The 20,458-nt window shown below is 72.2% G+C and carries 19 protein-coding genes and 1 pseudogene; 8 read left to right on the top strand and 12 right to left on the bottom strand.

Features of this window, described 5'->3' with window-relative positions:
• Positions 1 to 48: 48 nt before the first annotated feature.
• The 3 genes from AB0K00_RS33785 to AB0K00_RS33795 are packed head-to-tail and all read right to left on the bottom strand — an operon-like array spanning position 49 to position 3,523.
• Positions 49 to 1,593, bottom strand: coding sequence for an AMP-binding protein (locus AB0K00_RS33785; protein WP_363528817.1), 1,545 nt, complete (start codon positions 1,591 to 1,593; stop codon positions 49 to 51).
• Positions 1,594 to 1,598: 5 nt separating this feature from the next.
• The gene (locus AB0K00_RS33790; protein WP_363528820.1) at positions 1,599 to 2,726 is read right to left on the bottom strand and encodes a DUF5938 domain-containing protein; all 1,128 of its coding nucleotides are present in this window, start codon (positions 2,724 to 2,726) and stop codon (positions 1,599 to 1,601) included.
• A gap of 2 nt (positions 2,727 to 2,728) precedes the next feature.
• Complete coding sequence (locus tag AB0K00_RS33795; RefSeq protein ID WP_363528823.1) at positions 2,729 to 3,523, bottom strand: SDR family oxidoreductase; 795 nt, start codon at positions 3,521 to 3,523, stop codon at positions 2,729 to 2,731.
• 179 nt (positions 3,524 to 3,702) lie between these two features.
• Between AB0K00_RS33795 and AB0K00_RS33800 the strand changes: the two genes are divergently transcribed.
• Positions 3,703 to 4,296 (top strand): TetR/AcrR family transcriptional regulator, encoded by a 594-nt coding sequence (locus AB0K00_RS33800; RefSeq protein ID WP_363528826.1) that lies wholly within the window; start codon positions 3,703 to 3,705, stop codon positions 4,294 to 4,296.
• Positions 4,297 to 4,421: 125 nt separating this feature from the next.
• On the opposite strand, the gene AB0K00_RS33805 is transcribed toward AB0K00_RS33800, so the two are convergent.
• The 7 genes and pseudogenes from AB0K00_RS33805 to AB0K00_RS33835 form a co-directional block, all read right to left on the bottom strand.
• Positions 4,422 to 5,141: an ATP-binding cassette domain-containing protein gene (locus AB0K00_RS33805; protein ID WP_363528829.1), complete on the bottom strand. Its 720-nt coding sequence runs from the start codon at positions 5,139 to 5,141 to the stop codon at positions 4,422 to 4,424.
• On the bottom strand, positions 5,128 to 5,952 hold the full coding sequence (locus AB0K00_RS33810; protein WP_363528832.1) for an ATP-binding cassette domain-containing protein: 825 nt from the start codon (positions 5,950 to 5,952) through the stop codon (positions 5,128 to 5,130). Before AB0K00_RS33810 ends, AB0K00_RS33805 begins: the two co-directional genes overlap by 14 nt.
• Positions 5,945 to 6,895, bottom strand: a complete 951-nt coding sequence (locus AB0K00_RS33815; RefSeq protein WP_363528835.1) for a branched-chain amino acid ABC transporter permease — start codon at positions 6,893 to 6,895, stop codon at positions 5,945 to 5,947. The genes AB0K00_RS33810 and AB0K00_RS33815 overlap by 8 nt, the downstream gene beginning before the upstream one ends.
• On the bottom strand, positions 6,892 to 7,767 hold the full coding sequence (locus AB0K00_RS33820; RefSeq protein ID WP_363528838.1) for a branched-chain amino acid ABC transporter permease: 876 nt from the start codon (positions 7,765 to 7,767) through the stop codon (positions 6,892 to 6,894). The genes AB0K00_RS33815 and AB0K00_RS33820 overlap by 4 nt, the downstream gene beginning before the upstream one ends.
• Positions 7,768 to 7,806: 39 nt before the next feature.
• Entirely contained in the window at positions 7,807 to 9,024 is a 1,218-nt protein-coding gene (locus tag AB0K00_RS33825) for an ABC transporter substrate-binding protein (RefSeq protein WP_363528841.1), read from the bottom strand.
• 209 nt (positions 9,025 to 9,233) lie between these two features.
• The gene (locus tag AB0K00_RS33830) at positions 9,234 to 10,055 is read right to left on the bottom strand and encodes an LLM class flavin-dependent oxidoreductase (RefSeq protein ID WP_363528844.1); all 822 of its coding nucleotides are present in this window, start codon (positions 10,053 to 10,055) and stop codon (positions 9,234 to 9,236) included.
• Positions 10,052 to 10,347 (bottom strand): annotated as a pseudogene (locus AB0K00_RS33835) (hypothetical protein); the annotation flags it as partial. The pseudogene AB0K00_RS33835 and the gene AB0K00_RS33830, both read right to left, overlap by 4 nt.
• Before the next feature lie 78 nt (positions 10,348 to 10,425).
• Here AB0K00_RS33835 and AB0K00_RS33840 point away from each other — a divergent pair.
• The gene (locus AB0K00_RS33840; protein ID WP_363528847.1) at positions 10,426 to 10,920 is read left to right on the top strand and encodes a MarR family winged helix-turn-helix transcriptional regulator; all 495 of its coding nucleotides are present in this window, start codon (positions 10,426 to 10,428) and stop codon (positions 10,918 to 10,920) included.
• A 13-nt stretch (positions 10,921 to 10,933) separates the two neighbouring features.
• Here AB0K00_RS33840 and AB0K00_RS33845 read toward each other — a convergent pair whose 3' ends face one another.
• Together AB0K00_RS33845 and AB0K00_RS33850 are read right to left on the bottom strand one after the other, a co-directional pair.
• The gene (locus AB0K00_RS33845) at positions 10,934 to 11,092 is read right to left on the bottom strand and encodes a hypothetical protein (RefSeq protein ID WP_363528850.1); all 159 of its coding nucleotides are present in this window, start codon (positions 11,090 to 11,092) and stop codon (positions 10,934 to 10,936) included.
• Positions 11,093 to 11,233: 141 nt separating this feature from the next.
• A complete protein-coding gene (locus AB0K00_RS33850) occupies positions 11,234 to 12,412 on the bottom strand; it encodes an MFS transporter (RefSeq protein ID WP_363528853.1) in 1,179 nt (392 codons plus the stop codon).
• A gap of 181 nt (positions 12,413 to 12,593) precedes the next feature.
• On the opposite strand from AB0K00_RS33850, the gene AB0K00_RS33855 reads away from it, so the two are divergent.
• From AB0K00_RS33855 to AB0K00_RS33880, 6 genes are all read left to right on the top strand, one after another.
• Positions 12,594 to 13,133 carry a SigE family RNA polymerase sigma factor gene (locus AB0K00_RS33855; RefSeq protein ID WP_363528856.1) on the top strand — a complete coding sequence of 180 codons (540 nt, stop codon included), beginning with the start codon at positions 12,594 to 12,596 and terminating at the stop codon, positions 13,131 to 13,133.
• Positions 13,120 to 14,268, top strand: coding sequence for a hypothetical protein (locus AB0K00_RS33860; protein WP_363528859.1), 1,149 nt, complete (start codon positions 13,120 to 13,122; stop codon positions 14,266 to 14,268). Before AB0K00_RS33855 ends, AB0K00_RS33860 begins: the two co-directional genes overlap by 14 nt.
• Before the next feature lie 57 nt (positions 14,269 to 14,325).
• Entirely contained in the window at positions 14,326 to 15,018 is a 693-nt protein-coding gene (locus tag AB0K00_RS33865) for a hypothetical protein (RefSeq protein ID WP_363528861.1), read from the top strand.
• Positions 15,019 to 15,099: 81 nt separating this feature from the next.
• Positions 15,100 to 16,929: a TIR domain-containing protein gene (locus tag AB0K00_RS33870; protein WP_363528864.1), complete on the top strand. Its 1,830-nt coding sequence runs from the start codon at positions 15,100 to 15,102 to the stop codon at positions 16,927 to 16,929.
• A 158-nt stretch (positions 16,930 to 17,087) separates the two neighbouring features.
• Entirely contained in the window at positions 17,088 to 18,671 is a 1,584-nt protein-coding gene (locus AB0K00_RS33875; protein ID WP_363528922.1) for an ABC transporter ATP-binding protein, read from the top strand.
• Positions 18,668 to 20,374, top strand: coding sequence for an ABC transporter ATP-binding protein (locus AB0K00_RS33880; RefSeq protein ID WP_363528867.1), 1,707 nt, complete (start codon positions 18,668 to 18,670; stop codon positions 20,372 to 20,374). Before AB0K00_RS33875 ends, AB0K00_RS33880 begins: the two co-directional genes overlap by 4 nt.
• The last annotated feature ends 84 nt before the right edge of the window (positions 20,375 to 20,458 follow it).

A 20,458-nucleotide genomic window follows, 5' to 3' on the forward strand; every position in this document is an offset into this window, starting at 1 on the left:
CCCTTTCCACAGCCGGCTCGTACGACCTTTCAACAGCCGCTCGCACGATCAGGACGTCAGGGTGGCCTTGATGTCGCGTTTCAGGACCTTGCCGACCTTGGACCGGGGCAGGTCCGGCCAGATCTCGATCTGCTTGGGGGTCTTCACCGCGCCGATCCGCTCGCGGACGAACGACCCGATCTCCGACGGATCGGCGGAGTGCCCGGCGCGCAGCTGGACCACGGCGGTGACCCGTTCGCCCCACTTGTCGTCCGGCAGCCCGACGACGGCGCAGTCCTGCACGGCGGGATGCCGCATGATCGCCTGCTCGACCTCGGTGGAGTAGACGTTGAAGCCGCCGGTGATCACCATGTCCTTGGCGCGGTCGACGATGAACAGGTAGTTGTCCTCATCCAGGTAGCCGATGTCGCCGGTGTGGTGCCAGCCGTGCGCCGACGCCGCCGCGGTGGCCGCCGGGTCGTGGTGGTACCCGCGCATGACCAGCGAGCCGCGCACGACGATCTCGCCGGTCTCCCGCCGGCCCTTCAGCGCGCCGTCGTCCCCCATGATCGCGACCGTGACCAGCGGTGTGGGCCGGCCGGCGGAGGCGAGCCGCTCGGTGGCGATCGTGCCGTCGGGGCGGAAATGGTCCCGCGGTGCCATGGTGGAGATCATCATGGGTGCCTCGGTCTGACCGAACAGCTGCGCCATGACCGGGCCGATCCGCCGGAGCGCTTCCTCGAGGCGGGCGGGCGAGATCGGCGCGGCGCCGTACCAGAAGCACTGCAGCGACGACAGGTCCGTGTCGTCGAGGCACTCGTGGGCGAGCAGCATGTAGATCAGCGTGGGCGGCAGGAACGTGTGCGTGACCCGATGGGTCTGGATCAGGTCCAGGAAGACGCCGATCCCGGGGCCGCGCATCACGACGATCTCGCCACCCAGTGCCAGCACCGGGAAGCACAGCACGCCCGCGGCGTGGGTGAGCGGCGCGAGGGCGAGGTAGACCGGGCGGCCGTCGAACGGGTAGCTCATCAGCGTGATGGCCGTCATCGTCTCGATGTTCGTCGCGGTCAACTCGACGCCCTTGGGCCGCCCGGTGGTCCCGCCGGTCCCGACGATCATCGCCAGGTCGTCATGGGCCGGCTCGTCCACGGGCGTGCCGCCGAGGGCGAGGAACTCCTCCCAGCCCAGCGCGCCCTCGACCGCGCCGTCCGCGTCGACCGCGCCGTCGAGGCAGACCAGCGTGGTGAGGTCCGGCAGGTCGGCGCGGATCTGCCCGACCAGCGCGGCGAACTTCCCCTGGAAGATCAGCGCGACACAGCCGAACAGGTCGAGCAGTTCGCGGTTCTCGGCCGCCTCGTTGCGCGGGTTGATCGGGCACCACACGGCACCGGCCCGGCTGATGCCGAACACGCAGCTGAAGGCCGTCGGATCGTTGGCCGACAGGATCGCGACCCGGTCGCCGGGGCGCACGCCCCGCGCCGCCAGGGCGCCCGCGATCCTTCGGCTGAGCTGCTGCACCTCGGCGTAGGAGCGGCTCCGCCCGTCGGTGGTCAGGCAGGGCGCGCCGGCGTCGAGCGACGCGCCCTTGTCCAGGTAGTCGACCAGCCGCACGGCGATCAGCTCCCGACGGTGACGACGGGTTCGCGGACCAGCCCGAAGCTGCTGAGCACGCCGAGCAGCTCGCGGTGCCCGAACGCCTGGCAGCCCGAGGCGAAGCCGGTGCGTTTCGGCGCGCGCTGCAGCAGCGAGTACGCCGCGTACGCCTGCAGCAGGCCGGTCTGCTTGTAGTTGGAGTTGCCGTGGATCACGCAGTGCGCCCGGCCGAGCGGCCCGGATGCGTGCACCGAGTCCAGGGACTTGTTGACCCGCGGGTTCTCCCGGGGCGGCATCTGGTTCATCACCTGCGCGGCGGTGGCCGTCAGCGCGGCGTACTGCTCGTCGGGCGGCAGGTCCTTCGTCGCCTCGACGGCGGCGGCCACGATCTGCGGGACGCCCAGCATCAGCGGCCGGTTGAACACGCCGCCGAGCACCTTGACGTTGGCGACCCGCGGGTCGCGCCGGTACCAGACCGGATGCGACGTGCCGCCCCAGGGCAGGGCCAGCGCGAGCTCGTGCTGGCCGGGAATGACGAGCTGGTAGAGCCCGGCGTCCGGGTCCCACGGGACGTACCGGTTCTGTTCGAGGTGGAAGGCGCCGGCGAGCGCGGCGTTGACGAGGATCGTGAGGGTCGACGCGACCGTCGGGCTGCCGCCCCAGAACACCGCGATGTCGAGGGTGTCCAGGCCGGGCCGCTCCAGGCACAGCTCCGCCGCGATCTCGCCGGTGGTGTACATGTGGGCGACGCCGGGTGCCAGCAGCAGGCCGGCGGCGGCGAAGGCGGCGCCGTACTGCTCGTCGCAGGTGATGAGCCAGTCCTGCTCACCGGTGGTGTCGAGGTAGTGGGTGCCGGTGGCCAGGCACGCCTCGACCACCGAGGGGCCGAGCTTGGCGAACGGGCCGACGGTGTTGCACACGACCTCGGCGCCGGCGAAGAGGTCCCGCAGCGCCTCGGCGTCGTGCCCGACCTCGACGATCTCGTAGTCGGCCGTCTCGATGCCGGCCACGTTCGCCTCCATCGCGGCCTTGAGCTTGCCCGCGTTGCGGCCGGCGGCGATGAACGGGACGTTGTACTCGCGCAGGTATTCGCAGATCAGCCGGCCGGTGTAGCCGGACGCGCCGTAGACGACGACGGGCTTGTTTCCCATGGTCACATCCCCATTCCGCCGTCGACGGGCAGGCCGACCCCGTTGATGAAGCTCGCCGCGTCGGAGGCCAGGAAGACCACCGCGGCGGCCATGTCGGCGACCTCGCCGAGCCGGCCCGACGGGGTGAGTCCGATGACCGCGCCGACCGCCTCCTCCGGCGAGCCGAACAGGCCGATGCGGGCGACGTCGTTGGCCAGCCCGGCGCCCATCGCGGTCGGGACCAGGCCGGGGTAGACGCAGTTGACCCGCACGCCGTAGCCGAGCTTGCCGGACTCCATCGCGGCGACGCGGGTGAGCCGGTCGACGCCGGACTTGGTGGCCGAGTACACGCCGATGCCGGGGAACGCGATGGTCGCGGCGACCGAGGCCACGTTGATGACCACGCCGCCGGAGCCGGCCGGGCCGCCCGGGCGCATAGTGCGGAACGCGTGCTTGATGCCGAGCGCCGTGCCGAGCAGGTTCACCTCGAGCTGCCTGCGGGCGGCCGCGGCGTCCAGGTCGACGAGCAGGCTGGTGATCTCGATGCCGGCGTTGTTGACGAGGATGTCCAGGCCGCCGAGCAGCTCGGTGGCCTGAGCGACGGCGCTCTCCCAGCCGGCGTCGTCGGTGACGTCGAGGTGCACGAAGCCGTGCCCTTCGCCGAGCGACTCGGCCACCTTCGGGCCCAGGTCCTGTTGCAGGTCGGCGACGACGACCTTCGCGCCGGCGGCGGCCAGCGCCCGGGCCATGCCCTCACCCAGGCCCTGGGCGGCGCCCGTCACCAGTGCCCTGCGTCCGTTCAGATCAAGTTGGGTCATGGGGTGCTCTCCCAGGGGGTGTGCGGCGGGGTTGAGACCCCCATCACAGTCCCGCGTCTTGACGCTTGTCAAGAGAAACCTTGACGTGTGTCCAACGAAAGTTGGACAGGTGGCCAGAACCCGGATCGAACGCCTAGGATGCGGGGGTGGCCCCAGCTCAGACCGCGCGCCGAGGCGCCATGCGCGCCGTGGACAAGTTCGACGCGCGTCGTGACCAGCTCGCCGAGTCGGCGCTCAAGACCCTGGGCGAGCTCGGGTATGCGCGCACCACCCTGCGGGAGATCGCGAACAACTCCCCGTTCAGCCACGGTGTCGTGCACTACTACTTCCAGGACAAGCTGGAGCTGGTCATCCACAGCGTCCGCTACTACAAGGCACGCTGCGTCACCCGCTACGACTCCGTCATCGCCGACGCCACCACCGCGGACGGCCTGCTCGACGCGTTCGCGGACAAGCTCGCCGAGACGATCCGCGACGAGGCACCGATGCACCGCCTCTGGTATGACCTGCGCACCCAGAGCATGTTCGAGGAGCAGCTCCGCGAGGCCGTCACCTCGATCGACAGGACGCTCCAGGAGATGATCTGGCGGGTCGTGAGCCGGTATGCCGAACTCGCCGACCGACCGGCGGCGCTGGAACCTCAGGTCGCCTACGGCATGCTGGACGGGCTGTTCCAGCAGGCGCTGCTGGAACACGTCGGCGGGCACCCCGAGTCGCTCGCCACCCTCGTCGACCAGGTCCACGCGGTGATGCCGCTCATGCTCAAACGCTGAGCAGCCGAACTACCACGGGGTGGGCCCGGCGCCGCCGATCAGGTCGATCGGGCCGGGCACCACCGTGTGCCGGTAGCGGCGGCTATACCTCGGCGTCCGCGCCCACGCGCAGGAGGGTACAGCGGTCAGTGCGCCGCCGTTTTCAGCACGCCCATGCGGGTGCGGTACTCGTCGTCGAGGGCCGCGCCGCCGTCCTCGCGGGTCGCGACGACCTCGCCGCGGACCAGGACGTAGCCGCGGTCGACGGCGCCGCGGACCGCGCCGAGGGCGGGCTCCGCCATGAGCACCGCGACGCCCTCGCCGGCGAGCTGGGTGACGGTGCGCAGCAGCTCCTGCACGACGAGCGGAGCGAGCCCGGTCATCATCTCGTCCAGCAGCAGCACCCGCGGCGAGCCCATCAGTGCCCGGGACACGACGAGCATCTGCTGCTCGCCGCCGGACAGCACGCCGACGAGGCTCTTCATCCGGGTCCGCAGGATCGGGAAGCGGTCGATCGCGGTCTGCACCGCGCTGCGCGGCAGCCGCAGCAGCTCCGCCATGACCTGCAGGTTGTCCACGACGTTGAGCTTCGGGAACAGCTGGCGGCCCTGGGGCACGACGGCGATCCCGGCGCGGGCCCGGGCGGCGGGCTTGAGCTTGCTGACGTCCTCGCCGTCGAGGAACACCCGGCCGGTCGCGGCGACGGAGCCGTACGCGGCGAGCAGGGCGCTGCTCTTGCCGGCGCCGTTCGGCCCGACCAGGGCCGTGATCACGCCGCCGGGCGCGACGACGTCCACGCCGGCGACGGCGCTGGCGTGCCCGTACCGGACGGTCAGCCCTTCCAGGCGCAGCTCATGAGCCGACACGGTCGACCTCCTCAGGAGCGTCTTCAACAGTGCTTTCGGGCGCTTCTTCGGTGACGCCGAAGTACACCTGCTGCATCTGCGGGCTGTCGAGGCATTCGCGGGGCGAGCCGTCGAACACCGACTGCCCGCGGTCCAGCAGCATGATCCGGTCGACCAGGCCGGCGACGAGGTCGACGTTGTGGTCGACGAGGATGACCGCGTGGCCGCGGCGCTGCACGGTGCGCACGACCTCGGAGATGCCGGTGACGCCGGCCGCGTCGGAGCCGGCGAACGGCTCGTCGAGCAGCAGCACGAGGGGGTCCTGGCCGAGGGCGCGGCCGACCTCGACGAGGCGCTGCTCGCCCAGGGACAGGTCGCCGGCGGGCCGGTCGAGGCGGTCGATGCCGAGCTCCTCGGCGATCGCGGCGACAGCGGCGGTGTCGGCGGCCGGATAGGGACGCAGCGCCCCGCTGAACGAGCCGGCGATCATCTGCCAGATGGTGCCGTGCCTCCGGGCGACCCGGCCGAGCAGCAGGTTCTCCGCGACGGTGAGCTCGAGGGCGAGCTGCGGGTACTGGAAGGTGCGGGCCAGCCCGGCCTTGGCGCGCCGGGACGCGGGGCCGGCGAGGCGCTGCCCGCGCAGCGTCAGGGAGCCCTCGGTGGCCGGCTGCGCGCCGGAGATGAGGTCGACCAGGGTCGTCTTGCCGGCGCCGTTGGGCCCCACGAGGCCGAGGACCTCGCCGGCGGTGAGCGAGAACGACACGTCCTGCAGGGCGGTGACCCCGCCGTAGCGTTTGGTGAGGCCGGTTCCGACGAGGAGCGTCTCAGCCACGGCGTCCTCCCGCGAGTTTGGCGAGTTTGCTCGCATATCCGATCACGCCCTGCGGTGCGACGAGCAGGATGACGAGGACCCCGAGGGCGAGGATCAGCGTGCCGCTGGTCTCCACGGCGGGGAAGTTCAAGGTGAGCTCGACCGCGATGACCGCGCCGAGGACGGCGCCCCACGGGGTGGCCGAGCCGCCGATGAGCGGCATGAAGATGGCCAGGAACACCAGGTTGAGGGTGAACGTGTCCGGGGTGACGCTGCCGGCGGAGTAGGTGAACAGGCCGCCGCCGACCGCCGCGATGGCGGCGCCGATGGCGAGGGACACCAGGTTCATCACCGGCACCCGCACGCCGGCGGCCTCCACCGCGCGGGGCGCGTCGCGCATGGTCCGCACGATCACGCCCCACGGCGACATCCGCAGCCGGTCGAGCAGGAACGCGATGACGCACACGACCACGGTGGAGCCGACGACGACGTCGTAGTGGTCGGGCTGCCAGCCGAGGATGTTGAGCTTGCGGAGGCTGCCGAGGCCGGCCGAGCCGCCGGAGATGCCCTCGGCGTCCACCAGCCAGGCGGTGAACGCCATGCCGAACAGCAGCGTCACCGCGGCGAGGAAGAAGCCGGACAACCGCCGGGTGGCCAGCCCGAGCAGCACGGCAACGGCGGCCGCGACGATCGGCCCGACGATCCACGCGACGACCAGCGGCAGGCCGCTCTTGCTGGAGATCAGCCCGACCGCGTAGCCGCCGATGCCGGCGTAGGCGCCGTAGGCCATCGACAGCGACCCGGCCATCAGGTAGGGCACGTACATGCCGAGTGCGATCAGCGCGTAGGTGGCGGTCGTGGTGACCAGGGTCTGCTTGTAGCCATCGGCGCCGACCCAGAGCAGGATCAGCACCGCGCCGATGACACCGCCCAGCAGGCCGAAGGAGCCGGGGATGCGTTTCATGCTCGTACCCTCCGCACGAACAGGCCGCTCGGTTTGAGGGCGAAGAACACCAGGGCGACGATCAGCAGCCCGTACACGTGCGACTGGCCGCCGAAGTAGTAGGGGACGAAGACCTCGACCGCGCCGAGCAGCAGCCCGCCGACGAGCGGCGCCCACACCGAGCCGGTGCCGCCGACGACCATGGCGAGGAAGCCCGACAGGGCCCAGCTGAGCCCCGACAGGGAGCTGACGCCGGCCTTCGGCGCGAACAGCAGCCCAGTGATCCCGGCGAGCAGGCCCGACAGCACGAACGCGATCAGCCGCACCCGGTTGACGGGCAGGCCGAGCAGCCGGGCGGCGTGGGTGCTGTCCCCGACGGCGCGCAGCAGCCGGCCGGAGCGGGTGCTGCGGATCCACACCGCCAGCCCGGCGAACGCGACGACGGTGAACGCGATCAGCACCAGCGTACTGGGCTGGATCACCGTGTCGCCGACGGTCACCGGGTCGAACGTCAACACGTTCTGCCCGGGCAACGTGGTGTAGCCGAACAGGTACCCGCCGAGCTGCTGGATCGCGAAGAGCACCGCCGCGACGGCGACCAGCGCGGGCAGTTCGCCGCCGCCGGAGCGCCGTTGCACCGGGCGGACCACCACCAGCTCGGTGACGACGGCGAGCCCCGCGGCGGCGGTGATCGCCACCGCCGCGGCCACCCACACGTTCATGTCCTCGTAGAGCACCAGGTACGACGTGCAAAGGCCGCCGACCATCGCATACGGCCCAATCGCGAAGTTGAAGAACCCGGCGCCCACAAGGACCAGGTAGTAGGCCAGCGCGAGCAGGCCGAAGAAACACCCCATCTCGAGGGCGGACAACCACAGCTGCAGCTGGCCCATACCTGTTACCTCCCTACTGCCGTTGCTTGCTTCGGTGGCTTACTTTGCGCACGGCGGCTGGAAGGTGGCCCAGGGGCCCTTGGGCTTGTTGTCCGCGCCGAACTCGATCAGCGACAGACCGCACGGCCCGTCCGCGCCCAGGTGCTTGTCGGCGCCGAAGGACAGGGTGAAGTTGGCCTGGCCGAAGGTGGCCGGGTAGCCCTTGATGCTCTGGATGGCCTCGTTGAGCTTCTTGGAGTCGTCGACCCCGCCGGCCTTCTCGATCGCCTGCTTGAGCACCTGCACCGAGTCCCAGGCCTGGGCGTCGTAGGCGGTGATGTCGTAGTCCTTGCCGTACTTGTCCTGAAGCAGCTTGACGAGCGTCTGGGTGCGCGGGTTGGCCGTGTTGATGGAGCCCATGAAGATGAGGCCCTCCAGGGCGCCCGGGGCGGCCAGCTTCCACGACGAGGGCTGGTTGCCGATGGACGCGAGCGAGAAGCGCTTCGTGGCCTTCATCTGGCTGCCCAGGGTGTTCTGGGCGAGCACCTCGAAGGCACCGCCGACGCTGGTCACCAGGACCGCGTCGGGGTTGGCGTTCTTGAGCCGGGCGACCTGCGCGGACAGGTCGGAGGCGTTGGCCGCGCCCTTCTCGGTGGCCACGATCTGCACGCACGACAGCGCCGGCAGCAGCGCCTTGTCAAGCGCGGCGATGGTGGTGGTGTCGTCGGTGAGCACGCCGATCTTGGTGATGTTGGCGGCCTTGAAGGCGCCGCAGTAGACGGAGGCCCAGTCCGTCGTGGTGTTGGCGAGCATGTAGATGAGCTCGTTGTCCGGCGGTGAGACGAGCGTGGCGGTGACGCCGGTGGGCGCGATGGCGGGCAGGCCGAGCTGGGTGAGCGTCGACTTCGCCTGGAGGATGGCGGCGCTGCCGCTCTGCAGGAAGAGGGCCTTGGCGCCCTGGCTGGCGAGCTTCTGCAGGACGGCCGGCACCTTGGTCGGGTCCGACTCGTCGTTCTCGACCACCAGTTGCAGCGGGCGGCCGAGCACGCCACCCTTGTCGTTGACGTCCTGGATCGCCAGCCGGATCGTCTTGCCGGCGATGGTGCTGTAGGAGGCGCCCGAGCCGGTGCTGTCCTCGTCGAGACCGATGATGATCGGAGCGCCGGAGGCGGTGCCGTTGCTCGGCTTGTCGTCCCCCGCCTTGTTGCCGCAGCCGGCGACGGTCAGCGCCGCCAGCGCGAGACAGCTGACGATGCGAATCGTCGATGAAACGCCCATTTGTACCCCTGTCACGGAATTATACGAATCGTCAGCCTCAGGAGGAGTGTTCGTGGCGAACGCCGCCCGGCCGTGTGGCCTCGTACTGTGGTCGTCGTCATAAACCTAACAAGCGCTTGGTTTATACATCTTGGCCACGGGCGCGGTGGGTGTCAAGAACACAGGGGACGCACGGGCGTAACAGAACCGTCAAAATCGGCGGGCCGCTCCTACTCCTTCACGGCCGGCAGGACCTCACGGGCCAGGCGTTCGACCAACTCGTCCCGGCTGGGGCCGGACGGCTTCAGGTTGAGCACGGTGAAGCCCATCCGGGTGAGCCCGCACAGCCGTTCGGCGACCCGCTCCGGCGTTTCGTCGGCGGGCACCTCGACGTTCAGGGCGTAGGTGATGTCGCCCGGGTCGCGGCCGGCGCTCTCCGCCGCGGCGGCGATGCGGTCCCGCATCCGCGGCAGCTCGTCCAGGGGTGCGTACCCGAGCGACGGCATCCACCCGTCGGCCAGGCGGCCGGTGACGGCCAGGGCGCGCGGGCCGAACGTGCCGACCCAGATCGGGATCCGCCGGGCGGGCTTCGGCTCCAGCGGCGCGGCCACCGCGTGGTGCAGGCGCCCCGGGTACGTGAGCGCCGGCTCCGTCCACAGCCCGCGGACGAGCTCGATGGCCTCGGCCAGCCCGTCGACCTTGTCCCGTGGCGACGGCACGGCGATGCCGAACGCGCGGAACTCCTCGTCGGACGCGCCGCCACCCAGGCCGAGGATCAGCCGGCCGCCGGAGAGCCGGTCGAGGGTCTCGGCCATCTTGGCGACCATCGCGGGATTGCGGTACGGCACGCCGAGCACCCGCGGCATGACGCCGATCCGGGACGTGTGCGCCGCCATCCAGGTGAGCATCGTCCAGGTCTCGTTGCTCGGGTCGGTGCCGCTGGGGTGATCGGAGGTGGAGACGAAGTCGTAGCCGAGGTCCTCCGCGGCGCGGGCGGCGGCGACCGGGTCCACGGTCGTCGAGGCGGGGATGTCGATTCCGAAGATGGTCATGTTCGCTCCTTCTGTATGGCTATGGTGGCTTTTTCGACGGGAACACGGACCTTGAGCCGTGGCATGAACCAGCCCACGAGCGGGCCGATGGCGAGGGCGTACGCAACGTGCCGAGGCCGACGGTGCCGCCGAGCAGCCAGCCGGCGCCGAGCACCGCCACCTCGATCAGGGTGCGGACCAGTCGCAGCGAGTGACCGCGAGCGGCGAGCCCGGTCATGAGCCCGTCCCGCGGCCCGGGTCCGAGCCCGGCGCCGACGTAGAGCCCGGTGGCGACCGCGTTGGCGACGCAGCCTTCCGTGCTTGCTTGACATGTCAAACACGCTACGTCCGTTCTGCTTGACATGTCAAACAGATCTCGTACGCTTGGCGCATGACCGAACCGCGCTGGCTCACCGACGCCGAGATGCACACCTGGCGCGGGTACCGCCGCATGCGCAACCTGCTCGACCTGCAGCTGACCCGCGACCTCGGCGCCGACTCCGGCCTGTCCGACGCCGACTACGACGTGCTCACGTCCGTGTCGGAGGCTCCCGGCCGGCAGCTGCGCCTCGGCGAGCTGGCCGCGTCGATCCGCTGGTCGGTGAGCCGGCTGTCACATCAGGTCAGCCGGATGGAGCAGCGCGGCCTGGTGGCCCGCGGCGGCTCCGCCGACGACGGCCGCGGCGCGACGGTGGCGCTGACCGACGCCGGCTGGGAGATCGTCCAGGCGGCGGCGATCCATCACGTCGCCTCGGTCCGCCGGCACTTCATCGACGTCCTCGACGAGCACGACGTGGCCGCCCTCGGCCGCATCGCCGACAAGGTCCTCGCCCACCTGACCGAGGCGACTCCCCCGACTCCCCCACGCCGCCGCAAGCCCACCTGACCGCGGCCCGGCCTCACGGCTCCTTGTAGACCTCGCCGTCGGCAGTGGCGAGCACGAACGAGGCGAGGCCGCGGTAGAACGGCCGCTTTCTGATCGTCAGGCGAAACTTGACCGGGACGCCGTCGCTCGCCAGCGAGAAGGAGTACGACCCGCGGTAGAGCATTTCGTCCAAGAAGTCCGACCTTGCGATCGAGAAGCCGTCCACCAGGACCTCATCGGTCGACAGCAGACGCTGACGCCACTCCACGAGGAACCGCCCGCGACTACTGATCGCCCGCCGATCGCCGTCGCCACCGCCACGTAAATGCCCCGGTCAAGACCTCGGCGCCGGGGCGTCACGCACGGCGAACGCCGTCGCCGCACCGAACGCCAGCACCACCGCGAGGGCCGCGAACCCGGCGCTGAGGGTAGCGGCGGACGCGACGGCAGCCACGAACAGCGGCCCGCCCGCGTCGCCGAGCTCCCGGCCGAGCTCCGCCGACCCCATCGTCTGCCCAAGCCGCTCCGGCGGGGTCCTCGCGGCCAGCGCCGCGAACCCCAGCGGCGTGATCAACCCCGTCCCCGCCCCGATCAGCACCGCGGCGACCAGCACCCCGAGCAGGCCCGGGAGCAGCGCAGACCCCAGCCCAGCGGCCGTGACCGCCAGCCCCGCACCGAGGCCCGTGCGCGACGTGAGCCGCCCGTCGTCGAGAGCGCGGCCGGCCGCCGGCTGGACGAGGGCGGCGCACGCGGCCAGCACCGACACCGCAGCGCCGGTGGCGACCGTGCCCAACCCGGCCGCCCGGCCGAAAACGGGCAGGAACCCCACCCCGACCGACAGTGCCGCCGTCGCCGCCGCCAGAGCACCGGTCGGGGCCAGGAACGCCCGATCGGTCAGCCGCCGCACGAGATCCAGCACCGTCTGCCGCGCCTTCGGCAACGGCACGACCACCGGCACCGCGACCACCGCCCACAGCGCCACCGCCGCGCCCAGCACCATGAGGACCGCGAACAGCAACCGCAGCCCACCCACCCACACCACCAACCCGCCGAGCAGCGGGCCGAGCGTGTAGCCGATCGACTTGTAGAAGCCGTAGGAGCCGAACGCCCGCCCGTGCCTCGCCGCCGGGTTGAGCCGGACGACGAGCGCCGACGCCGCGGGCGAGAACGCCGACGCCGCCGCGCCCTGCCCCAGCCGCGCCGCCCACAGCCAGCTCGGACTGTCCGCGACCACGTACACCGCCGACGCGGCCGCGAACGCGATCAACCCACCGAGCAGCACCGGGCGGGCACCGACCCGATCGGCCAGGCTGCCGAAGACCGGCTTCAGCAACACCTCGGCGCCGTCATACACCGCCAGCAGCCCGCCCAGCACCAGCAGCGACGTGACCGCGTCCGCCGAGAACCCGCCGAGGTTCGCGGCGATGCTGTGCGCGCCGAACGCCGTGGTGAAGCCCGCTGCATACAGCGGCCACATCCGCCGGGCCGGCGGCGCCGTCGAGGACGAAGTCACGAAACCTCCTGCCACCCCCGCGGGCAGCACCGAAGACCCACGCCGCCGCGAACGCCTGGACCGCCGACCTTCACCACGAGCTGCTCGCGGCGCCAACTGCGACGCACCGCACCGCGAACGTAACAGCGAGCCTGTCAACCGACGGCGGGGCCCATCCGGTTGTACTGGCAGGAGGAACCGGATGACCCGAGCACCCGCACCACCCGAAGGCTTCGCCGAGTTCGTGGCCGCGCGTTCCCACGTGCTCCTGCGCGCCGCGTGGCTGTTGACCGGTGACGCCGGGCGGGCCGAGGACCTCCTGCAGACCGCCCTCGCCCGCAGCTGGCAGCATTGGGACAGGATCGCCGGAGGCAGCAATCCGGAGGGGTACGTCCGGCGGGTGCTGTTCACCACGTACTCGAGCTGGTGGCGGCGGCACTGGCGGGGTGAACTGCCCAGCGCGGCGCCGCCGGAGCGGGCCAGCAGCGAGGACGTCGCCGCCGACTCGGCCGGACGCGACGGGTTGCGCCGTGCGCTCGCCCGCCTCACCGGGCGGCAACGGGCGGTCGTCGTGCTGCGGTACGTCGAGGACCGCACCGTCGCCGAAACGGCCGAACTGCTCGGGTGCTCCGAGGGCACCGTGAAGACCCTGGCCTTCCGGGCCCTGCAGGCGCTGCGGGCGGACGCCGCCGTGCGGGCGCTGCTCACCGACGAGGGAGTCGAGCACCATGACGCATCCTGACGGCGACGGCCGTGACATCGGCAGGCTCCTCGACGCGCTGGTGCCCGACCTCGCGACGCCACCGGACCGGCTGGCCGCGGTCGGCCGGCGGGTGCGTCGCCGGCGGGTCCTGACCGGCGCGCTGACCGCGGCGGCCGTGGCCCTCATCCTGACCGGCGGCGCCGCCGTGGTCGCCACCACCCGCCCGGACGCGCACGAGATCGCCGGACCGGACACCACCGGCACGGCCGGACCGAACCGGCCGGAGGCCGGCGACTGCCCGGCGGCGCCGCCGCTGTTCGAGGGCGGCAACTGGGCGCTGCCGTCCACCGCGCCCGGCGACGTGGCCCCGCCCGGCGCGGTCCGCGCGGTCCTGTGCCGCTACAACCCGGTGCCCGAGCTGAACACCGAACGCCCCGGGCCGCCGCGGCGGCTCGTCCTGACCCGCGACGTCGCCGGTCTGATCACCGTGCTCAACGGCCTGCCGACCAGCGACATCGACCCCTGCTTCACGGGCGGCGACGGCGGCGGCTACCTCACCCTGGAGTACAGCGACGGCACGAAGGCGGCGGTCGAGCTCTCCAACGGCTGCGGGTTCGTCCGGCGCGGCGCGGTCACCCGCTACCAGGGCGGCACCGCGGTCGAGGCGTTCGACGTCCGGTACACGGCGCAGGAGCTCGCGGTGGCGAGGCCGGCCGACGTGCCCGCGGCCAGTTGCGTCCAGCGGCTCACCACCGGCCCGGCCAACGCGCGGTACGACCCGCAGCCGGTCTCCGACGTCTGGGTCTACTCCCACGGGCAGGATCACCGCTACCTGCCGGTGCCGCTGGCGGTCGTCACCGCATGCCGGTACGTGCGCGGCGCCGACGGCACCTGGGACCGCACCCGCGAAGTCACCGACCGCGGCGTCGCGGCCGACGCGGCCACGGCGGTCGAGGCGGTGTCGAAGAAAGCGCTCGGCGAGGTCCCGTACCTGCACTGCTCGGCCGAGCCGAGGACGGTGGACGTGCTGCTGCTGCGCGACGTGCTCGGCGAGACCCGCGAGGTGCGCGCCACCCGCGACACCTGCCCGGTGGTGACCTTCGACTTCGACGGCGCCCCGCCCTCCACCGAGCTCGACGGCGTCCTCGACCACCTGCTGGGCAGACCGGGGTAGGCCGACGAACCGGCGGTTGCTCAACGCGGCGCCGGATGCGGGCGTACCGTCATGATCATGGGCGGGTTCATCCACATCGCCGCGCTGCGGTGCACCGATTCGCGGGCCGTCGCGGACGCCGTCGTCCGGTATGCCGCCGGTCATGGTGTCCCGGCCGAGGTGGTCCCGACCGGCGCGGGCGACAGGTCGGACGTCGCCTCGGTGGGGCACCCGGACGACGGCTGGTCGGTCGTGGACTGGCCGCGCTCCTTCGCCGGGCCGGCCAAGGCGACCCGGTGGCTGTCCGGGGAGCTGGGCGTGGTGGCCAGCCTGGCCGAGTACTACGACGGCGACGACTGGAACCACATGGCGTTCGACTGCGGTGAGGTGCGGGACCGGTACGCCTCCGACCCCGACGGCCAGACCTCCGAACTGACCACCCTGGCCGAGGCGAGACACCGGTGGGCCGGCGACGCCGCGGTCGTGGCGGCGGTGTTCGAGCGGCGCACGGAGGAGATCGCGCCGTACTTCGCCCGGCCCCGACCACTGCGGCGGGTATGGGCCAGGCTGCTCGGAGCACCGCCGCACGGCGTCAAGGCGTGGCCCGACGACCAGTTCCACCTCGACGATCCGTGGGTCTTCGTCGACTTCTGGAAACGGCTCGGGATCAACTACCCGGACGATCCGGCGAACCCGGACCATTGGGCCTTCGGGGTGCGGTTCGCGGCGCCCGGATCGAAGAGCCTGCCCTACGACACCAGCACCGACTGACCCGGGCCGCTGCCGCGCCCGGCGCGGTTCTGGCCGTGTGGGGGCTCGCCTGAGGAGCGTCGGGCCGTAACAATGGGCTCGATGAGGGCGTCGAAGGTGGTTGCCGCGATCGACTTCGGCACACACGGCACCGGGTTCGCGTACACGCTCGTCACCCCCGACAACGACGACCCGCGCACGCGGCAGATGGTCTCGCGGTACGACTGGCCGAAGGCGCCCGTACGGGGGGCCAAGACCCTCTCCGCGGTGGTCGTCGACCGGGACCTGCAGCCGGTTGCGTGGGGCTACGAGGCCGCTGAGCTGTGGCAGTTGAACTCCCCGGCCCGGCGGGAGGACCTTGGCCTGCACGGCTACGCGTCCGCGTTCAAGGCGGCGTTGAGCAGCCGCGCAGAGCTCCGCGCGATGGCCCGCAGCGAGGGCATCGTCGACCTCGGGTCGGATCGGACGCTGGGCAGGTTGATCCCGTCGATCCTGCGGTACATGCGGGATCAGACGGTGGCGGCGCTCGGGGCGCTCGACCTCCGTCTGACCGCGGAGGACATCCGGTGGTGTCTCACGGTGCCGGCGGTCTGGACCGATGCTCAGAAGCTGGGCCTGCGCCGGGCCGCCGAGGAGGCCGGGCTCGGCGCCGCCGACACGATCTTCGTCGTGACCGAGCCGGAGGCCGCCGCCGTGTACGGCATCCTGGACGCCGACAAGGGCAGCGCCCGCGCGGTGTCTCGGATCGGCGAGCACCGGTTCATGGTCGTCGACTGTGGCGCCACCACCGAGATCTCCGCGTTCAGCGGCGTCTTCGACGACGGGAAGGTGCGGCTGGCCGAGATCGGCGCCGGCGGCGCCGGTGTGGCGCTCGGCGCGCCGGACGTCAACCGCGCCTTCCGGACACGGCTGCTGCCCCGGCGGCTCAGCCCGACCCTGGTCGAACACCTGGAGCGGGAATACCGCGATCTGGTCAGCGAGCTGGAAGGCCAGTGGGAGAAGGCCAGACCGTTCGTCGCGGTCGCTCCTGGCAGCGGTGGCCGGCCGGAGGTCGTCAGTCCCGTCTACCTGGATCTCACCCGGCTGTGGCCGATGGTGCCGGCGGCGGTGCGGCGCCGGCTGATTGAGGAGGCCGACGGCGATCCCCGGACGCTGATGCTCACCGCCCAGGATACCCAGGCGCTGCTCGACGAGGTCATCGACCCGATCGTCCGGCTGGTCCGGCGTGTATGCGACGACCTGCTGCAGGAGGCGCGCGTCGGCAGCGCCCCTGTCACCGCCTTCCTGGTGGGCGGGTTCGCATCCGACGACTACCTGCACGCCAGGATCCAGCACGAGCTCGGCGCCGAGGCGAGGGTCGTCCGCCCGACCGACCCACGGCTGGCCGTGCTGCACGGCGCGGTGCACCTCGGCTACAACCCGGCACTCGTCCAGCACGTGCCGGTGCCAGCCACGACACCGCGGCAGCAGGTGCCGGCGAGGACACCGCGGCAGCCGGAGTCGCCCGAGAATCGCCGGGCCGTCTTCCTGTCCTACCGGCGTGGCGTGTCCTGGGCGATGGCCCGCCTGGTCCGCATTGACCTCGAACAGCACGGCTTCGATGTCTTCATGGATGTCGAGAACATCGACAGCGGCCGGTTCGAGCCGGTGATCCTGACGCAGATCGAAAGCCGGGCGCACTTCCTCCTGCTGCTGGAGCCTCGATCGCTCGACCGGATCGGCAACGAGGGAGACTGGCTGCACCGCGAGATCGCCCACGCCATCGCGCACGGGCGCAACGTCGTCCCGCTGCTCGCCAACGGCACCGGCATGCCGCGCGCCGCCGATCTACCTGCGGACATAGCGACACTCGCCTCCTTCAACGCCCTCACGGTGTACCACGACTATTTCCCGGAGGCGATGACCAAGCTCCGCGGCCGCTTCCTGCATTGAGCGGACGATCGATGACACGAACGTGGTCCACGTGACGGAAATCGGGGCGACAGGCACCCGGGGGCATCGGGCAGCATGGGTTCGTGGATGTACGGGGACCGGCGCGATTTCTGTGGTGGCTGGGGCGGCGGCTCAAGGGCAAGGTGGGGCTCGGGGCGATGTTCGCGTCGCTGTGGTTCATGAGCCTGGCGTTCACGCCGTTCCTGATCTCGCAGGCGATCGACCGGGGGTTGCAGTCGCGGCGGCCCGGCGCGCTGGTCGGATGGGCGGCGGCGGTGCTGGCCGTCGGGGTGGCCAGTGCCGGGCTGGGCATCATGCGCCACCGCAGCATGACCAAGCTGCGGATGAGCGCCGCGCTGTACACCGCGGATCTCATCATGACCCACGCGACCAGGCTCGGCGCCGCCTTACCCCGCCGGATCACCGCGGGCGAGGTCGTCACCATCGGCATCTCCGACGTGTGGACGATCGGCCGGGCGATGAACGTCGGCGGTGTCGGGTTCGCCTCGACGCTGGCGTATGTCGTGGTCGCGGCGCTGCTGTCGCGCACGGCGCCGACCCTCGCCGTGGCCGTCGCCGCTGGGCTGCCGGTGCTGCTGCTGGTCGTCGGGCCGCTGCTGCACCGCACGCAGCGGGCCGGGCTGCGCTACCGGGACCGGCAGGGCGAGCTGAACGCGCGGCTGGTCGACGTGCTCGGCGGCCTGCGGATCCTCAACGGGCTCGGCGGCAAGGAGACCTACCTCGGCCGCTACGAGAAGGAGTCGGCGACCCTGCGTGACCAGGGCTACCGGGTCGGCGGGCCGTCCAGCTGGATCGGCGCCCTCGGTGACGGGCTGCCGGTCGTGTTCCTGGGGGTGGTGGTGTGGCTGGCCGCCCGGCTGGCGGCCGCGGGCGAGCTCACCGTCGGTCAGCTGGTGGCCGTGTACGGGTACACCGCCATGCTCGTCGTCCCGGTCAACGTCATGATCTTCTGCGCGTTCGACATCGTGCGGGGGCTGGTCGCGGCCCGGCGGGTAGTGGACTTCCTGCGGCTGCCGGTGGACGACCCGTCGGGCGGCGCCGCACCCGCGGCACCGGCGGCGCTGCACGACCCGGGTTCCGGTGTCGTCGCCGAGCCGGGTCGGTTGACCGCCCTCGCCGGGGCCCGGCCGGAGGAGGCGGCCGCCGTGATCGACCGGCTCGGGCGGTACGGGCCGACCGACGCGACCTGGGGCGGCCTGCGCCTGGCGGACATTGCGCAGGCCGAGGTCCGGGCGCGGATCCTGGTCGCGGACCACGACGCCGACCTGTTCGCCGGGCCGCTGCGGGAGGTGGTTGCCGGGCCCGACGAGCCCGACGACGACCTGGTCGGCCTGGCGATCCGCACCGCGGTCGCCCACGACGTGGCGACCGACCTGGGCCGTCCCGTCGAGTGGAGCGGCCGCAACCTCTCCGGCGGGCAGCGGCAGCGGGTCCGGCTGGCCCGTGCCGTACACGCGGATCCGGAGATGCTCCTGGTCGCGGAGCCGACGTCGGCGGTCGACGCGCACACGGAGGCCGCGATCGCCGAGCGGCTCTCGGTCGCGCGGGCCGGCCGCGGCACCGTCGTGGCGACCACGTCGCCGGTACTGCTGGACCGGGCCGATGTGGTGCACTACCTGGTCGACGGTCGGGTTGCGGCATCCGGTACGCACCGGGCGCTGCTGGCCGCACAACCCGGCTACCGCGCGCTGGTCACCAGGGCGTTCGGGGAGGACGCATGACGTCGACCCTGCCGATCGCCGATCAGCGCATGGTCGGCCGGGCGGCCCTCAGGCTCCTGGCCGCCGACCGCCGGTCCGTCCTCGCCATCGTCACGCTCAACTCCCTCGCCGCGCTTGCCGGGCTCGGCGCGCCGTGGCTGCTGGGCCGCATCGTCGACACCGTCACCCGCGGCGGCGGCCAGGTCGACCGGCTCGCCCTGGCGGTGCTGGGCTGCGCCGTCGCGCAGACGCTGCTGACCCGGGCCGCGCTCGCGATCGCGTACCGGTTCGGCGAGCGGACCGCGTACCGCATCCGGGAAGGCTTCCTGCGGCGCGCCCTCGGCCTGCCGGCCGCCGTGGTGGAGCGGGTGCCGGCCGGTGACCTCGCCGCGCGTGGCACCACCGACATCGACGCGGTCGCCAACACGCTGCGGGACATCCTGCCCGGCATGGCCGTCGGCGCCGTCCAGATCGTGTTCATCGTGTCGGCGGTGGTGGTGCTGCACCCGCTCCTCGGCGTCGTCGGCGTCGCCGGGCTCTCCGGGATCTGGTTCGTCACCCAGTGGTACCTGCGCCGGGCCCGCAAGGCGTACCTCGCCGAGGGCGCGGCGAACTCGGTGCTCGCCGACGACCTGGCCGCGACCACGGCCGGCGCCCGCACGATCGAGGCGTTCAACCTGCGCGAGCGTCGCCTCGCCGCCGGGCACGCGGCCATCGCCGAGACCCGCCGGACCCGGCTGGGCACCCTCGCGCTGCGGTCCGTCTTCTTCCCGCTGGTGGAGACGTCCTACGCGGTGCCGGGGGTCCTCGTGCTGCTGCTCGGCGGGCTGCTGTACATCGACGACCGGGTCAGCCTCGGCACGGTCGTCGCCGCCGTGCTGTACATGCGGCAGCTGGTCGGGCCGCTCGACGGCATCCTCATCTGGATCGAGCAGCTGCAGAGCAGCAGCGCCTCGTTCGCCCGGGTGGAGGGGCTGGCCGCGATCCCCGCCGCGCCGCCGGCCGTGACCGACCCGCCACGGGACGAAAGGATCGAGGTCAGCGGCGTGCGGTACGCGTACGACCCCGGCCACGACGTCCTGCACGACGTCGACCTCACGATCCGCCCCGGTGAGCGGCTGGCGATCGTGGGCCTGTCCGGCGCGGGCAAGTCCACGCTCGGCATGCTCATCGCCGGCGTCGACCGGCCCACCGCCGGCACCGTCACCGTCGGCGGGGTGCCGATCGCCGACCTCCCACCGGACGAGCTGCGCCGGCAGGTCGTGCTCGTCACCCAGGAACACCACGTCTTCCGCGAGTCGTTGCGGGACAACCTGATCGTCGCCGCACCCGACGACGTGCTCCGCGCGGCGCTGAAGACCGTCGGCGCCGACTGGGCCGACGACCTGGACCGCGACCTCGCGCAGCGGCCGCTGGACGGCGCCCAGGCGCAGCAGGTCGCCCTCGCCCGTGTCGTCCTCGCCGACCCGCACACCGTCGTCCTCGACGAGGCGACCGCGCTGCTCGACCCGACCGCCGCCAGGACCGCGGAACGCGCCCTCGCCGCCGTCCTGCACGAGCGCACGGTCATCGCGATCGCGCACCGGCTGCAGACCGCCCACGACGCCGACCGGGTCGCGGTGATGGACGACGGCCGCATCATCGAGCTCGGCACCCACGACGACCTGGTCGCCGCCGACGGGCCGTACGCCGCGCTCTGGCACTCCTGGCACGACGGGGTCTGACCGGCTCGTTAATGGCTGGCCGGTGTCGCGGGTGCGGTGGGACGATCCGCGGAGTCGGGGCCCCCCGGCCATGCCCGTCCGCCG

Origin of the sequence: Dactylosporangium sp. NPDC049525, assembly GCF_040676755.1 — a bacterium.
Classification (GTDB): Bacteria; Actinomycetota; Actinomycetes; order Mycobacteriales; family Micromonosporaceae; genus Dactylosporangium.